The following is a 13,738-nucleotide window of genomic DNA, read 5'->3' on the forward strand; positions in this document are numbered from 1 at the left end:
CGTCAAGTCAATCCGATACCGCTTCTTCGACATACGGGCCCCATGAATCGGCCCGCGACACGGCGAGAACCGATTGGCTGCGGGGGACGCAGTGCTTAGCATGACAACACTTCCGCCTTTGGTCGATACAAGGGACTAGTGACCATCTTCGGAGGGACCCGCCCGACCCCACCACGTCGATCCTCTACTCGGCGTTTGCACTCGAGTCATTCCTCAACCACCTGGGTGAGCAGGTCTTTCCGTCTTGGCCTGAGTTTGAACGACGGCTTGGTCCCCGCGAGAAGATTCGGGTGATCGCAGATCATTCACGAGTCCGCTTGGATTTCGGGAGTTCGCCTTTCCAGTCGTTCGGCCTCGCATTCAGAATTCGCAACGACATAGTCCTGAACCGCGGACAGGCTGGGGAACGCCGCCTGTCTTCCTGCCGACAAGCCCATCGGCCATCGTAAGCAAGTCCCTGGTGAGTCTTGTGGCATAGACGTAGGATGAGCGCTCAGCGGTCTGACCGCGCCACATTCTCCGAGCCGAGCCGCTGAACTCGTCGAGCGAAGCGGCGAGCTCCTGAACGTAGGCGGCTTGGCGGAGGTGTGGGTCGCTAAGCACAACGTCGATTCGCCGGAGCAGGTCGGGGAGTGCGTCGAGCAGTTTGTCTAAGTCGAGCGGCTCCGTGGAGCCCCGAAGTCGCTCGGCGGAGCGCTTCCTCTGGCGTCTCTTCGAGACCGACATCGCCCTCTCCCTCGGATTGCAGGCTGCTCTCTGGGTCTCGTAGCTTAGCTGCGCGTTCGCGCAGAAAGTGGTGGGGAAGTTGGATGCCGTATACGCGCGCCGCGGCCGTCGTAGTACCGCCCATTGCGCCTGCCTGCGGCCTCCTGCGCCCGCTAGATCGCTCCTGCCTATCCGACTGACTCTGCTGTGAGACGGTGGTAGGGCCAGGGCTCGCCGTGGACGGCGCGGGCGAGGATGAAGCCGAACATTTCGCCCTCGCGCCATCGGCGATCGAAGCGGTAGGCGAACTCATCGAGGTAGAGCTGGAGGTGCTTCCCGCTCACACGGTGGAAGCTGCCGCGCAGCCAGGTCTTGAGGTTGCCGAAGACCGTGTGCACCCAGGGCAAGATCTCGGACGAGCGAGCGCGGTCGCTGCCTTGGATGCATCGTTCGTGGCGTATGCCCTCGGCCTCCAGACCGACGTAGCCGGCGTAGCCATCGGTGCGAACCGTGGCCTTGCTGGCGTCGATCGTGCCCCGGACGAAGGGGCCCAGATTCTCCTCGAAGCGGAGACGCTTCAGCACTTCGAGCCGGACCCGGCCGGCCGAGTGAGCGCGCTGCTCCACGGCCGCCACCACGATGCTCTTGTTCAGCACCTCACGACCGCCCCGTCGCCCTCGCTCGCGGCCTCCCACAAAGGCCTCGTCGACCTCTACGAGTCCCACCAGTCGAGGCGCGGGCCCGCGACGCAGCGCCGAGCGGAGCTTGTGGAGCATCGTCCAGGCGGTCTGATAGCTCCCTACGCCCGTGTCGCGCTGGAGCTGGAGCTGGAGCGCGGAGATCCCCTTCTTGTGTCGTGCCAGGAAGAAAATCGCCCAGAACCACATGAGCAGTGGCACGCGGGTGCGGTGAAACAAGGCCTCTGGGCGCTGCCGTATACAGCCGTGTTCGGATTTCACTGCCGTCTCGGTGCTGCTCTGTGCCGGCCCCTGCCGCTGTGTGCGGACGCGACACGCTAACCCCGCGATTTCTTTGGGGGTCGTTTCAGGCTTCGAACCTGGGGGTCGGGGATTCGATTCCCTCCCGGCGTGCCGCGAAGTCGCCTGATGAATTCGGTGCCACTATTGGCTGGCGGAGTTCTGGCGGAACAAGACCGCAACTTCCGCCTTGTCCACAGTGCCGGCAGACACGCCGTCGACCAGGTCGGCATCTGGCGATCCAGACGGCCAGCAGTGGCTCCCTCAAGCTCCGCGCGCTCCTCCTCCCGAGCGTCCTGGACCTGGGTGGCAGGGGAGCAGACCGTTTCGCCTTGATCTTCGCGGCGTGGATCCGCATCGTGACGGGCGCCATTTCGACTCGGATCGCCGATCCCCACGTCGAGCAGATGCGGGCCGCGCGATCAGGCGGTCCTCAGGACGCACGAAGTGTGGCCCGCCGCGTCCTAGCGATTCCCGGTCTCTTCGATGAGATTCGATCTCTGGGAGGCTTCGCGGAGCGCGTGTGCGACCTCGCCGCCCTCCCGGCCGAGCAAGGGATCACCCCGGCTCTGCGGCGGGCGGACATCCACGGCTTCGTACCTGAACGTCTTCCTGCGAGATCACTTCCCTAGGACGGCGTCTGGTTGAAGGTCAGGCGCCCAGGCGGTCGGATCGCGCCGTCTTCCCTATCTCTCACGGGCAGGGCGGAGCTAGCGCAGCGCCACTCCAGGGGCGGTGGGGTCAGCCGCGGCGCCGCCCGAGTGACAAAAGTGCGAGGCCCAAGAGCGTGAGCGCCCCGACGCCCGGTTCGGGGACGACGGTCCGCGTGATGCTGGTGGCCGTGAACTCGGCGTTGATGACTTCGAACGTCGAGGGCTGGAACCAGGACGCGATCAGCTGTCGGCCGAAGATGTCGGCGGGGTCCGGGGCGACGAGCTCCGGCGGCGACTGCGAGAAGAAGTTCGTGGCAAAGGGCGGGAACACGAGGAAGCTCAGGTCGGAGAAGGAGAAGGAGACCAGGGCGCTGGTGTTCGGGTCGAGGGCCATCAGGATGGGCACGTCGTTCGAGAAGTTGGTGGAGCCGCCGGCGACCCGGAACTCCCACTCGTCGCCGCCTGTGGCCTGCCCGAACTGGCGCTCGTCCACCGCGGTGGCATCGGCGCGGATCACGGAGACCTGGCTCGCGCCGGTGACCGCGAGCCGGGGATTCAGGATCGCGTCCGTGTAGGCGGACTGGTTGCCGCCCGCGGCCAGCACCGGCGCATTGGTGTCGACCTCGAAGGTGAACGTGAAGGCGTCGCCGATGTCGAACGGGCCCTGGACGTCGAAGGGGGTCGGCTGGTTGCCGAGGAGCCCCCCGCCGGTGAACTGGCCAAGGGTGCCTTGCACCGTGTAGGCAAAGTTGGCCGCGTGGGCCGTCGAGCCGGAAGCCAGGCCCAGAACGAGGACCAGTAGCGTGGACCGGAGCAGAAGCCGCATGAAGATCTCCAGGAGCAGCGGGAGCGCTGTACCTGATATGTGGCGCGACGAAGGCCGGGGTGGCATCCGAGTTGTCGCCAGCGGCGTGAGTTTTGCGTGAGCAAGCAGCGCCGAGGCGAGCCCCGCGCCACGACACAGGCGGGAGTGGAACGTCAAGCCAGACCCCCGGAGGCGGCGCGGCAGCCCGGGACGCCCCTCGATACCCTGGACGAAGCCCTTCTATTCCGGGGCTCTTCGGCGGATCGCCGGGTTCGAGTTCCACCCGCCCCGCCATAACCGCTTGAATTTGCTTAGCAATTCTGACCATGGCGGTGTCTGGTCCCGCGCGTTGCTGCGCATGGTTGCTGCGACGAGTGGCTTGTTCGCGCCACGCTGGCTTCCCGGCGTTGGAGAAGTCCACGAGATACGCGAAGACTCCCGTCAACCGGGCATAGTCGAGCTGGGCTTTCGAGCCCCGTCCGACCCGTCCCAACCTTCTGGACTCGCTTGGGAGTTCACCAACTGGAGGTGCTCGGGTCCGCGCTTTGGTTGCGCCTGGAATTGGGGTTGAACGCTCGGTTTCGACCTCGTGACGCCTCGATGCGGGCGGCTCTTCGAGCTGCGTTGTCCGGTGGTTCGACATCCAGCACCAGGCTTCGAGCCTGGGGTCGGTTGGTGCCCTTCTTACGCTGAGCTCCCGAGAGGGCTCTCTCAGCTCAGGCCGGCAAGGCGCGCGACGCCCGAAGCGAGCGTGAGGACGGAGGTGCCGTGCGCGAGCGCGGTGATCGATCGTCTTCGCCATCGATCAGGCCTGAAACGTGTCGATCAGCGATCTCACGGTGAGCACCGCCCCCCGGGGGGGGCACGATCCGGCGGCGGCCAGCTCTCGTGCGGACCAGCGGCTAGAATGGCGAGCGCTCTCGAAGCAGCAAACTCTCCCCCGCGGAAGCTCCCGATGCCCACAGCCCCTTGGCGAGAGGCCGTCGATCGTGCCATGGCCTCGTTCTCCGGAAACGGGGAGAACGGCCCACACAAGAGCGTGCCGCCGGATGGGCCGCCGCGCCCGTCGATCCTGCCGAAGAACTACCTCATCGAGTTCATCGCGGGGACGTTCGGTCCAGCCTCCACCGGCCAGGGCCTCACCGACCATTTCGAGAGTGAGCAGAAGGTCCGCCGGGTCGCCAACCGGACCAATCTGGGCGTCATGACGGCGCAGGATCTCGAGGAGAACTCCAGGCGCAAGCTCGAAGAGGTCCACATCACGCGGGCGGTCAAGTTCAAGCATGCGATCGAGCAGATCCTCCATCACCTGGCGAGTTCTGCGGGGCGCGATTGCGACCGACCCCACGTGATCCGGGAGATCTTCTACCTCGACGACTCGCCGATCGCACAGCAGATCGCGGTCCAGATGGCAGAGACGCGCTTCATCGAACGACTCGCGGAGGAGGGCGCGGCGATCCCCGAAGCCCCGCTTGCCTGGCTACAGGGATCCTCGACGGCGAGCCGCTTCGTCGATCTCGAGGGTCGCTTCCGGGCAGAATTCGCATCCTTCATCCCGGACCAGGTGGTGGACGATCATGGCATTCCCACCCCGATCGCCGACGACACCGCACTGAAGATCGTCAATCGCGTCTTCGATGCGATCGCGCCGCGGATGTTCCTGATCGGGCACAGCCAGGGTGGTCTCGTCGCCATCCGCGCGATGCAGCTCGGGATGCGCCAGGTCCGCGTGAAGGATTCGCGGCGCTTCTTCTACTCGCCCCGCAGTGGCCGTGTCCACCGCTACAGCCCCGTGGCGCTGGCCATCGGGCTCGGTGCTCCGTTCGACGGCATCGACCGGAGTCCGCCCGGGATCGACGGCAGGCGCTACAAGGCCCTCCATTGGGACGGCGTGCGGTGCGCCGTGAAGACGTGGATTCCCGGTGTGGACCAGATGCTCCACGGCAGTGCGTTCCTGAAGACCCTGCGCGGCGCGTTCATTCCCTTCGACTGCTCGGCGATTTCGATCGGAAATCCCAAGGACGGAGTCGTTCCCCTGGATGGGACGCGCCTTCCGGTGGGCGACTTCAAGAACATGCACAACCTCGAGGTCAGCTCGAGCAATCCTTTCGACGTCGCAGAGCTGGTGCCGCAGGTGCTTCGCGCCGCGCTGAAGCTCGGCCCAGCGCTCGGCCTCCGGAAGCTGATGAACGACCACGCCTGGTTCGAAGGGCTGCGCCAACACTGCTCGTTCCTGTTCGACCTTGGCGAGAACTGGGATGTCGACAAGGGCGAGATCATCCGGCAGATCTTCGCAGGCGAGAGCGGGCAGGGCGTCTTCGACGAGATGATGCACGAGGTGAACTTCGACGGCGTCCGAGAGCAGCTGATGGCCAACCTGCTCTATCGGCTGCGCGGGTCGAGTGTGGAGGAGCGGCAGCATCTGGCCTGGATGACTCCGAGGCTTCGGCACATGATCCGCGAAGAGGCGCTGCCGTTCATCAACAGCCTCGACAAGCGCGCGGCGCTGGCGCTCAACTACATCGAGCCGCAGTAGCCCGCGGTGACAGCCGGGCCGGGGGCGGGCCGCGTCGCTCCGTTGCAAGGCAACTCACGAGCATCACCTGGCGGCGAGGGCAGCGTCGATGGCGCGGGCAGCGCGCCGGCCATCGCCCACCGCCTCGACGATCGTGCCAGCTCCACGCACGATGTCGCCGCCCGCATAGAGAGTTTCGCGACCCGGGACGCGTTGGGTGTCAGTGTCCACTGCGAGCGGCACCGGCTGATCGAGCGTGTTCTGTAGATGGGTAGCGAGGCCGGGTTCCGCCTGTTGCCCCACGGCATACACCAGCTGGTCGAAGGGAACGCTGCAGGTATCGGCCCCGTCGAGTGTGGGCCCGAAGCGCCCCTGTGCGTCATGCGTAGCGGTGCATCGCGCGAATACCATCGCCCCCTGCTCTGCGCGCAGCGGGCCCCAGCCGAACTGGAGACTCGCGCCCCGTTCCTGGAGCTCGCGCTGCTCGGAAGGCAGCATGCACACACTTTCTGGCTGTTCCAGGCACACGATCGTCACCTGTCCTGCCCCGGCGTCCAGGGCCGCACAGGCGGCATCCGAGGCCACACTTCCGCCACCCACGATCAGCACCCGCTCGCCCACCTCGATGGTGCCGCGCGTGCGCCGCTCGCGCAGCAAGCTGAGCGCATCGGTGGCATGCTCGGCACCGGGGATGGCCAGGGTCCGCCCGGACCACAGGCCCGGCGCCATGAATACGGCATCGTATTCCTTCTCCAGGTCGGGCAGGCGCACATCTCGCCCGAGCGCGCAGCCGCCGCGTACGTTGACGTTGGGCAAATCGATGATGCGCAGCTCGCGCTCCAGCATGGCGTCGGACGAGCGGTCGGGACGCACGGCGTGTCGCAGCAGCCCTCCCGGCTGTTCGTTCTGGTCGAAGATGTCCACCTGGTAGCCGAGCGTGCCCAGGAAGTGGGCGCACGTGAGCCCCGCCGGCCCCGCACCGACCACGGCCACGCGCTGCGACTTGAGCTCGGAGGGCGGCTGAGGCACGGGCGGCTCCTGCTCGCAGATGAACGCGTGCACGTCCGAGATGCGCACGGGCTGCCCGTCGATGCCGTTGTGGATACAGGCCTCCTCGCAAGTGCTCTCCGCAGGGCAAGCGTTGCCGCAGATCTCCGCCAGCGGGTTCATCTCGCGCATGGAAGCGGCGGCACCCGTGAAGTTGCCCGACTCTACTCGACGCATGAAGCCCACGAGATCGATGTCGGCAGGACAGGCCTGAATGCAGGGAGCGTTCTCGCAGTGCTGGCATTCACGCGCCAGGCGCATCGCCTGGAGGGTCGACTGCACGGGCTGCTGGGGCGATTGCCGTGGCGGCAGCGCCTTGCCCGGGCCGATATGCACGTGCTGCGCAGTCTGCTCCTCGACGATGTACTCCGGCCGGCCCTGCTCGCGCAGGATCAAATTGACGGCACCCACCGCCGACATGGTGGCCGGCAGCACCCCGAGGCCCATCACGGTGGAGTCGCCTACGAGGTACAGGTGCTTCCAGTCCGTCGTTGCCGGGGGACGATTCCCCAGGTCCTGGCCCAGCATCTGCTTGGGGCCACCGACCGTGCCCCAGTTGCGGAGAGTGAAGCGCTCCGCCGTCGTGGGGGTGGCCACCTCCATCCCCTGGATGGCTGCGCCAAAGCCGGGGATCCGTTTCTCGATGCGCGCAATGATGTGGTCTGCCGCCGCCTGCTTCCGGGCGGCGTAGGCGTCGTCGCGGTAGCTGGGATCATCGGGCGCGGGCCACTTTTCGGTGGACACACAGGTCACGGTCACCGAGCAGATCCCGTCGGGTGCCAGGCTCGGATCGATCAAGGACGGCAGGTAGATGGTCACACCGTGGCCGTCCACGTCCTCCGGGTTCTCGATGATCACCTCCATGGGATGCAGGTCATCCGGGAGCACGGAGCGGTCGAGTTGGATGTAGAGGATCACGTTGCTGTGGCTAGGCTTGAAGTTCTGGGCCCAGGTCATGCGCGCTGGATCGATGTGCTGTTCGCGCACCAGCCTGCCGTACAGGTTCCAGATCGTGGAGTTGGCCACCACGCGCTCCGCTCGCACGACCGTGCCGTCGGCGAGACGCACCCCCGTGGCGCGCCCCTCCTCGATCAGTACCTCCTCCACGCCGTTGCGGTAGAGGATGGTGCCGCCGTGACGCTCGATGGCCCGCTCCAGCTTGTTGGGGAGCATTTGTGGCGAGCCCTGCGGATAGAACGCACCACCGATGTGGTTGTCCGCGAACATGGTCAGCGACAGGATCGCCGGACACTCCGACGCGTCCACGTACGAGAAGGTGCGTGTGAGCATGTCGAAGAAAGCGATCAGCTCGGTGTCAGAGAAGAAGTGCTCGAACAGGTCGAGCCCGGACTTCCCCATCCACTTCGTCAACTCCATGATGTCGGGAGAGGGGCCGCCCAGCTCCGTCATGCGCTCGGGCGACACCTCGGTCATGGGCACGATGTAGTCCGTGCCCGTGACGATGGACTCGAAGATGCGACGGCCGTAGTCGAAGAACGCGCGCAGCTCCTTCTCCTGGTGGGGGAAGAGGTGTGCCATCTCCGTGGCGAAGCGCTCGAAGTCGTACCAGAAGGTGATGGTCCGCTTGCCCACGTGCAGCCTGTACATGGACTCGCGACGGATCATGTCGATGTCTTCGCCAAGCTCGTTCATCACGTAGCGGTGAGCATTGAGGCCCTCTTCACCGAAGCCGTAGAGCACGGTCGAGCCCACATCCATGGTGACGCCATTGCGACGGATGGCCGAACAACAGCCGCCCGGCAGATAGTGCTGCTCCACCAGCAACACATCGAAACCGTTCTTGGCCAACAGGGCGGCCGAGGTCAGCCCGCCGATACCGGCCCCCACCACGACCACGTCGTAGCGCTCACGAATCGTGGCGTTGTGCAGCATCTTCATTCAAGTGACCTCCGAGCAGAACCGTCGTGCGCGTGATCCGCGAGCGGCTTCAGGCGGATCAACATCCTGGTCGACCCGGCGGCCAACTCGCCTCTTCGTCTGGGAACGGGATACGGCGTACGGGGTGAGAACCCAGGAAGCGCTGTTGCAGAATAGCTGACTTACGCCGCAGCCAGCACCCTGTGGGCTGTCTGCGTTCGATCGCATGGCTGCAACAGCTGCATGGTTGGCCCGATGTTGGACTGTTTCAACGGCCTGTTGGGAGAATCCCTGCCAAGATCGATCCAGCCAGATGGTTCAGGTCGACGCAGGAGAGAGCAGATGCCTGGAAGTTGCACAGACCGGAGCAGATCATCCACAAGCTTCGAGAATCCGAGGTCGAGCTAGCGAAGGGCCAGACGACGAGCGACGGGGCGCGCAAGTTTGGGATCATGCAGCAGAGGTACATGTCGTCGGCGCAGGTCTCGGCCCGCCGTAGCGCAAGGCCGCGCTTGCCCCGCCGGCCCGCTACCCTGGGCAGCCGACGTGGCCTGGTACTTCGCTTACGGCAGCAACCTCGATCCGCGGACGTTCGAGGGACGTCGGCGCATGCGTCCCCTCGAGGTGCGGCGTGCCCGGCTCGACGGCTACCGGCTGGTCTTCGACCTCCCCGCTGGCAGGGGCAAGCGCGGTGCGGCAAACGTCGCCACCGCGGTGGAGGCCAGCGTGTCGGGCGTGGCCTACCGGATCACTGACCGGGCGGCGAGATGGCTGGACCTCACCGAGGGTGTCCCCCTCGGCGCGTACCGCCGCATCGAAATCGAGCTCGCCCTCGAAGACGGCGGGGGCCTCGCCGCGTTCACCTACCAGTCGCCGCGGGGCCAGGCGGACCGCAAGCCGTCGGCGCGTTACATGGGGCTCATCCTGAACGGCGCGCGACATCACGGACTCGAAGCGTCCTACATCCGCTACCTCGAGGGCTTCGAGCTGGCCGGCGACGAGCGCCGGTGAGAGGGAGCTACGGCGCCGCCGCCGAGATCGTCGCCTTGACTGCCACCATCGGACGCTGAGGATTCCATGGACTCCACGCCTTCCCCGACACGCCACGCCCTCGAGCGCGATCTCCCGCAGCTCGCTGACACCCTGCTGAGCGCCTTCAGCGAGGATCCGGTGATGATGTGGCTCTTCGCCGACCCCGAGACGCGCGGTGAGAACCTGCGCCGCTGGATGCACTTCAACCTCCAGCTCGGGCTCACCAAGGGCCACGTCTACAGCGCGGGCGACAACGGGGCGGCGGCGATCTGGTCACCGCCGGACGTCGCGATCTTCGACGAATTCTGGGGGCCGCGCATGGCGAAGCTCACCGTCGAGCTCGTCGGCGCGGAGAGGGCGCCGGAGGCGCTCGGTGGGCTCGGTCGGGCCCTGCAGGTGCAAAAGCGCGAGGAGCCGCACTTCTACCTCTTCGTGCTCGGCGCCCATGCCGAGGTCCGCGGCCGGGGGCTCGGCGGCGAAGCGATCGCGCCCGTGCTCGAGACCTGCGATCGCGAGGGCCTCCCCGCTTACCTCGAATCCTCGACCGCGCGCAACCACGGCTTCTACTTCCGCCACGGCTTCGAGATCACGCACGAGTTGAAGGTGGCCGATGACGGCCCGAGGATCTGGCCGATGCGCCGCGCGCCGCGCTCGTGACGCCCTAGAAGAGAGCTGTCTTCCAGACCATCGAGACAGTGAGGCTCCCGAAGAGGAGAGTCATCACGGCGATGAAGCTCCAGTCCATCATGAACGCGACGCGCCGCTCGCGCTCGATCTCCACGGCGGGGTTCTTGATCAGGCGCTTGTGGACGAAGCGCGGTGTGATCATCAGGATGGCCGGAGAGAGCAACAGGAACAGGTAGCCTTGATAGGCCCAGGGCTGGGCGTCGAGCCCCCCGATCAACGAGACCACCGACATCCCGCCGTAGGCCATGAGCGCGATGCTCGGAATGCAGAACAGCTCGAGCACCAGGATGAAGCGGTACCCCCAGGCGAGCTTCTGGTGATCGAGCGCCGGCTGCATCCAGACGAAGCGGCTCACCACGGCCGTGGCCACGATCAGCCCAGCGAAGAACCACCCGAGCCCGAGCAGGTGGAGGATCTTCCCGGTCATGTAGTCCTGCACCAGCAGGCCGGGATCCACACGGGGCAGCGCCAGCACGACCAGGAAGACGGTCACGTTCACCGCATCGTGGGCGGCGAACAGGAACCGGTCTCTCTTCACGGGTCCGTTCATGATCGGCAGACGGTAGCGCGACACCGGCCGACACCCCCGCCCGACAGCGCGGTCCCGGTGATGGCCCCGACGCGATCGTTGCGGTCAGGCCCCCGCCCAGCGAGCTGCCACTCCGCATGGCGCGCCCCTCCGGAGGTGTCAACGCAACGAGACCATGTATGCCGCCGGAAGTCGCTGGAGGGAGCGCTCTCCAGGAGGGACGCCAGCGCTGAGCCGGGCGGGCGCGGGAGCCACGGGCCCGACGAGTCGACTCGGGCCCGGCACTGCGCAATGTTCGTTCGGATGTCGAATCGGAACGAGGAGCGAAATGAGCAGGAGGCCGGGCCGCTTGGGGGGCTCCGGGTGCTGGAGCTGGGCGAGCGCGTGGCGGCCCCATACTGTGCGAAGCTGCTGGGCGATCTCGGCGCCGACGTGATCAAGCTCGAATCGCCGGACGGCGGCGACCCATCGCGGCTCCGCGGTCCCGCGGTCGACGGTGCGCTGGACCCCGAGCGCAGTGGCACGTTTCTCTACCTCAACACCAGCAAGCGTTCACTGTGCCTGGATCCGACGCGCGAGGAGGATCGGACGCTCTTCACACGGCTGGCGGCTGGCGCGGACGTCCTGGTCGAGGACCGCGCGCCGGGCACCCTCGAAGCCCTCGGCCTGGGCTACGAGACCCTGGCCGCTGGCAACCCCGGCCTGATCGTCACGTCCCTGACGCCCTTCGGTCAGGACGGCCCGAACGCTCGACACACGAGCCAGCACCTGAACCTCTACCACGCGGGGGGCCACGCATCGCCCTTCGCCCCGCTGGGCGCAGACGGGCGCGCCCCGGCGCGGGGCGGCGGCTACCTGGGCGAGTACGACGCGGGCCTCACGGCGGCGCTCGGAACGCTGGCGGCGGTCCATGCCCGGGCGAGCACCGGACGCGGGCAGCACGTCGATTGCTCCAAGCAGGAGGCGATGATGTGCCTCGAGCGTGTGGCCATCGGGCGATTCGCCAACGAGCCGGACCCCTTCCCGAAACGGGGAGGGCCGGGCGGCCTCAGCCGCGCGCGCGATGGCTGGGTGATGCTCACGGCGCTGGAGACTCACCAGTGGGATGGCCTCGTGCGCGCCATGGGCAGCCCGGCATGGGCGCGGGAGGAGTGGTGCGCGACGGCCGAGGCGCGCACGACACACGTGGACGAGGTCTCGGCGCGCAAGGAGGAATGGGGGCGCGAGCATACTCGGGAGGAGATCTACCACCTCGCCCAGGCCGAGGGCACGCCGGCGGCGCCCGTGCGCGACGTCGCAGAGGTGCTGGCCTGGCGGCAGCCCCGCGCGCGCGGCTTCTTCCGGGACGTCGATCACCCCCGTGCGGGAACCCTCTCCATGCCCACCGCACCCTTCCGCGCGTCGAAGACCGCCTGGGTGGGAAGGCGCGCGCCCCTGCTCGGCGAGCACGACGACGAGATCCGGGCCGAGCTCGAAGCGTCGCCGGATCGGTGCCGACCCTCCGCGGTGACGTCCTCCACCGAGCTGCGCCGCCCGCTGGAGGGCGTTCGCATCGCCGACTTCACATGGGCCTGGGCCGGGCCGCAGGGGGCGCTGCTGCTGGGGATGCTGGGCGCCGAGGTGATCAAGATCGAGAGCCGCGCGCGTCTCGATCACGCACGCGTCCACTCGCTCACGGCGGGGTCGCTCTCGGGTGACTACGACGCATCCCCCGTCTTCAACGACCTGAACCTCGGCAAGCGCAGCGTCACGCTGAACCTGAAGACCGAGGGGGGGGCGCGACCTCGTCAAGAAGCTCGTGGCCAGGTGCGACGTGGTGCTCCAGAACATGCGGCCGGGCGTGCTCGAGCGCATGGGGCTTGGCTACGCGGACCTCGCCGCCGTCTGCCCCGACCTGATCATGCTCTCTTCGTCGGCCGTGGGCGCCACCGGGCCGGAGGGCAGCTACGCGGGGTACGCGCCCACCTTCGCCTGCCTCTCGGGCATCGCCAGCATCTCCGGGCATCCGGACCTGCCGCCCAGCTCGCTGAGCGGTTCCGTGGATCTACGGGTCGGGACGGCGTCGGCACTCGCGGTGCTGGCCGCGTTGCACCACCGCCGCCGCACGGGCGAGGGCCAGGAGATCGATCTCTCGTCTACCGAGGTGATGAGCGCGATGATGGGCCACGCGTTCCTCGACTATCAGCTGAGCGGTCAGGTGCCGGGGCGCATGGGGAATCGGGACGACTGGATGGCACCCCACGGCTGCTACGCGTGCCGGGGCGAAGGCGAATGGGTCACGATTGCCGTGGAGACCGACCCGCAGTGGGAGTCCTTCGCGCAGCTCATGGACGACGCCGAGCTCCTGGCGTCGGAGTTCGCGACGGCACACGGCCGCAAGCGAAACGAAGACCGGCTCGACGAGCGCGTCGAGGCCTGGACGCGCGCGCGGTCGCCGGAGGAGGTGGTCGACGTGCTCCAGGCGGCGGGCATCGCAGCAGCACGCGTGCAGAGCGGGACGAGTCTGGCGCACGATCCGCACCTGGCCGTGCGCGAGGCGTTCGTTTCGATCGGGCATCCGCACCTGGGAACGCTGCGCGTCGTGCGCCCACCCTGGCGGATGGAAGGCGTCGAGATCAGCGAGCCCAGCCCCCTGCTCGGACAGCACAACGCCTACGTTCTGGGTGAGGTCGTCGGCATCGAGCCGGAAGAGATCGACCGCCTGGTGGAGGAGCAGATCGTCTTCTAGCCCCAATCCGTCATTGGATCCGGGCCCCTGAGGGTATCGGTCCGGGTCAGGCGGCGAGTTGTTCGATGGCCCGATTGAATCGTTGGCGGGTGGAGGCCTCGGCAGCGATCCGCAGCTCGGCGCGCCCCTGAGGCCGAGCGATTCGCGCCGGCAAATGGATCCATTCGAAGCGCAGTGTGCGC

The 13,738-nt window shown here is 67.2% G+C and carries 9 protein-coding genes; 5 read left to right on the plus strand and 4 right to left on the minus strand.

Features of this window, described 5'->3' with window-relative positions:
- Positions 1-893 precede the first annotated feature (893 nt).
- Positions 894-1,664: an IS1595 family transposase gene (locus tag GY937_15035; GenBank protein MCP5058019.1), complete on the minus strand. Its 771-nt coding sequence runs from the start codon at positions 1,662-1,664 to the stop codon at positions 894-896.
- A gap of 350 nt (positions 1,665-2,014) precedes the next feature.
- Here GY937_15035 and GY937_15040 point away from each other — a divergent pair, with 350 nt between their 5' ends.
- Positions 2,015-2,314, plus strand: a complete 300-nt coding sequence (locus GY937_15040) for a hypothetical protein (protein MCP5058020.1) — start codon at positions 2,015-2,017, stop codon at positions 2,312-2,314.
- A 109-nt stretch (positions 2,315-2,423) separates the two neighbouring features.
- Here GY937_15040 and GY937_15045 read toward each other — a convergent pair whose 3' ends face one another.
- Complete coding sequence (locus GY937_15045; protein ID MCP5058021.1) at positions 2,424-3,161, minus strand: PEP-CTERM sorting domain-containing protein; 738 nt, start codon at positions 3,159-3,161, stop codon at positions 2,424-2,426.
- 934 nt (positions 3,162-4,095) lie between these two features.
- Between GY937_15045 and GY937_15050 the strand changes: the two genes are divergently transcribed.
- Entirely contained in the window at positions 4,096-5,676 is a 1,581-nt protein-coding gene (locus tag GY937_15050; GenBank protein ID MCP5058022.1) for a hypothetical protein, read from the plus strand.
- Positions 5,677-5,739: 63 nt separating this feature from the next.
- On the opposite strand, the gene GY937_15055 is transcribed toward GY937_15050, so the two are convergent.
- A complete protein-coding gene (locus GY937_15055) occupies positions 5,740-8,601 on the minus strand; it encodes an FAD-dependent oxidoreductase (GenBank protein ID MCP5058023.1) in 2,862 nt (953 codons plus the stop codon).
- 525 nt (positions 8,602-9,126) lie between these two features.
- Between GY937_15055 and GY937_15060 the strand changes: the two genes are divergently transcribed.
- Positions 9,127-9,591 (plus strand): gamma-glutamylcyclotransferase, encoded by a 465-nt coding sequence (locus tag GY937_15060; protein ID MCP5058024.1) that lies wholly within the window; start codon positions 9,127-9,129, stop codon positions 9,589-9,591.
- A gap of 66 nt (positions 9,592-9,657) precedes the next feature.
- Positions 9,658-10,269, plus strand: coding sequence for a GNAT family N-acetyltransferase (locus GY937_15065; GenBank protein MCP5058025.1), 612 nt, complete (start codon positions 9,658-9,660; stop codon positions 10,267-10,269).
- A 4-nt stretch (positions 10,270-10,273) separates the two neighbouring features.
- On the opposite strand, the gene GY937_15070 is transcribed toward GY937_15065, so the two are convergent.
- Positions 10,274-10,849, minus strand: a complete 576-nt coding sequence (locus tag GY937_15070; GenBank protein MCP5058026.1) for a hypothetical protein — start codon at positions 10,847-10,849, stop codon at positions 10,274-10,276.
- A 282-nt stretch (positions 10,850-11,131) separates the two neighbouring features.
- Between GY937_15070 and GY937_15075 the strand changes: the two genes are divergently transcribed.
- Entirely contained in the window at positions 11,132-13,495 is a 2,364-nt protein-coding gene (locus tag GY937_15075; protein ID MCP5058027.1) for a hypothetical protein, read from the plus strand.
- Positions 13,496-13,738 lie beyond the last annotated feature (243 nt).

The organism is bacterium (assembly GCA_024228115.1).
Lineage (GTDB): Bacteria > Myxococcota_A > UBA9160 > UBA9160 > UBA6930.

Excerpts from the sequence above, each read along its gene's own strand:
- GY937_15045 (MCP5058021.1), bottom strand. The coding sequence starts at position 3,161 with ATGCGGCTTCTGCTCCGGTCCACGCTACTGGTCCTCGTTCTGGGCCTG.
- GY937_15050 (MCP5058022.1), top strand. The coding sequence starts at position 4,096 with ATGCCCACAGCCCCTTGGCGAGAGGCCGTCGATCGTGCCATGGCCTCG.
- GY937_15055 (MCP5058023.1), bottom strand. The coding sequence starts at position 8,601 with ATGAAGATGCTGCACAACGCCACGATTCGTGAGCGCTACGACGTGGTC.
- GY937_15065 (MCP5058025.1), top strand. The coding sequence starts at position 9,658 with ATGGACTCCACGCCTTCCCCGACACGCCACGCCCTCGAGCGCGATCTC.
- GY937_15070 (MCP5058026.1), bottom strand. The coding sequence starts at position 10,849 with ATGAACGGACCCGTGAAGAGAGACCGGTTCCTGTTCGCCGCCCACGAT.
- GY937_15075 (MCP5058027.1), top strand. The coding sequence starts at position 11,132 with ATGTCGAATCGGAACGAGGAGCGAAATGAGCAGGAGGCCGGGCCGCTT.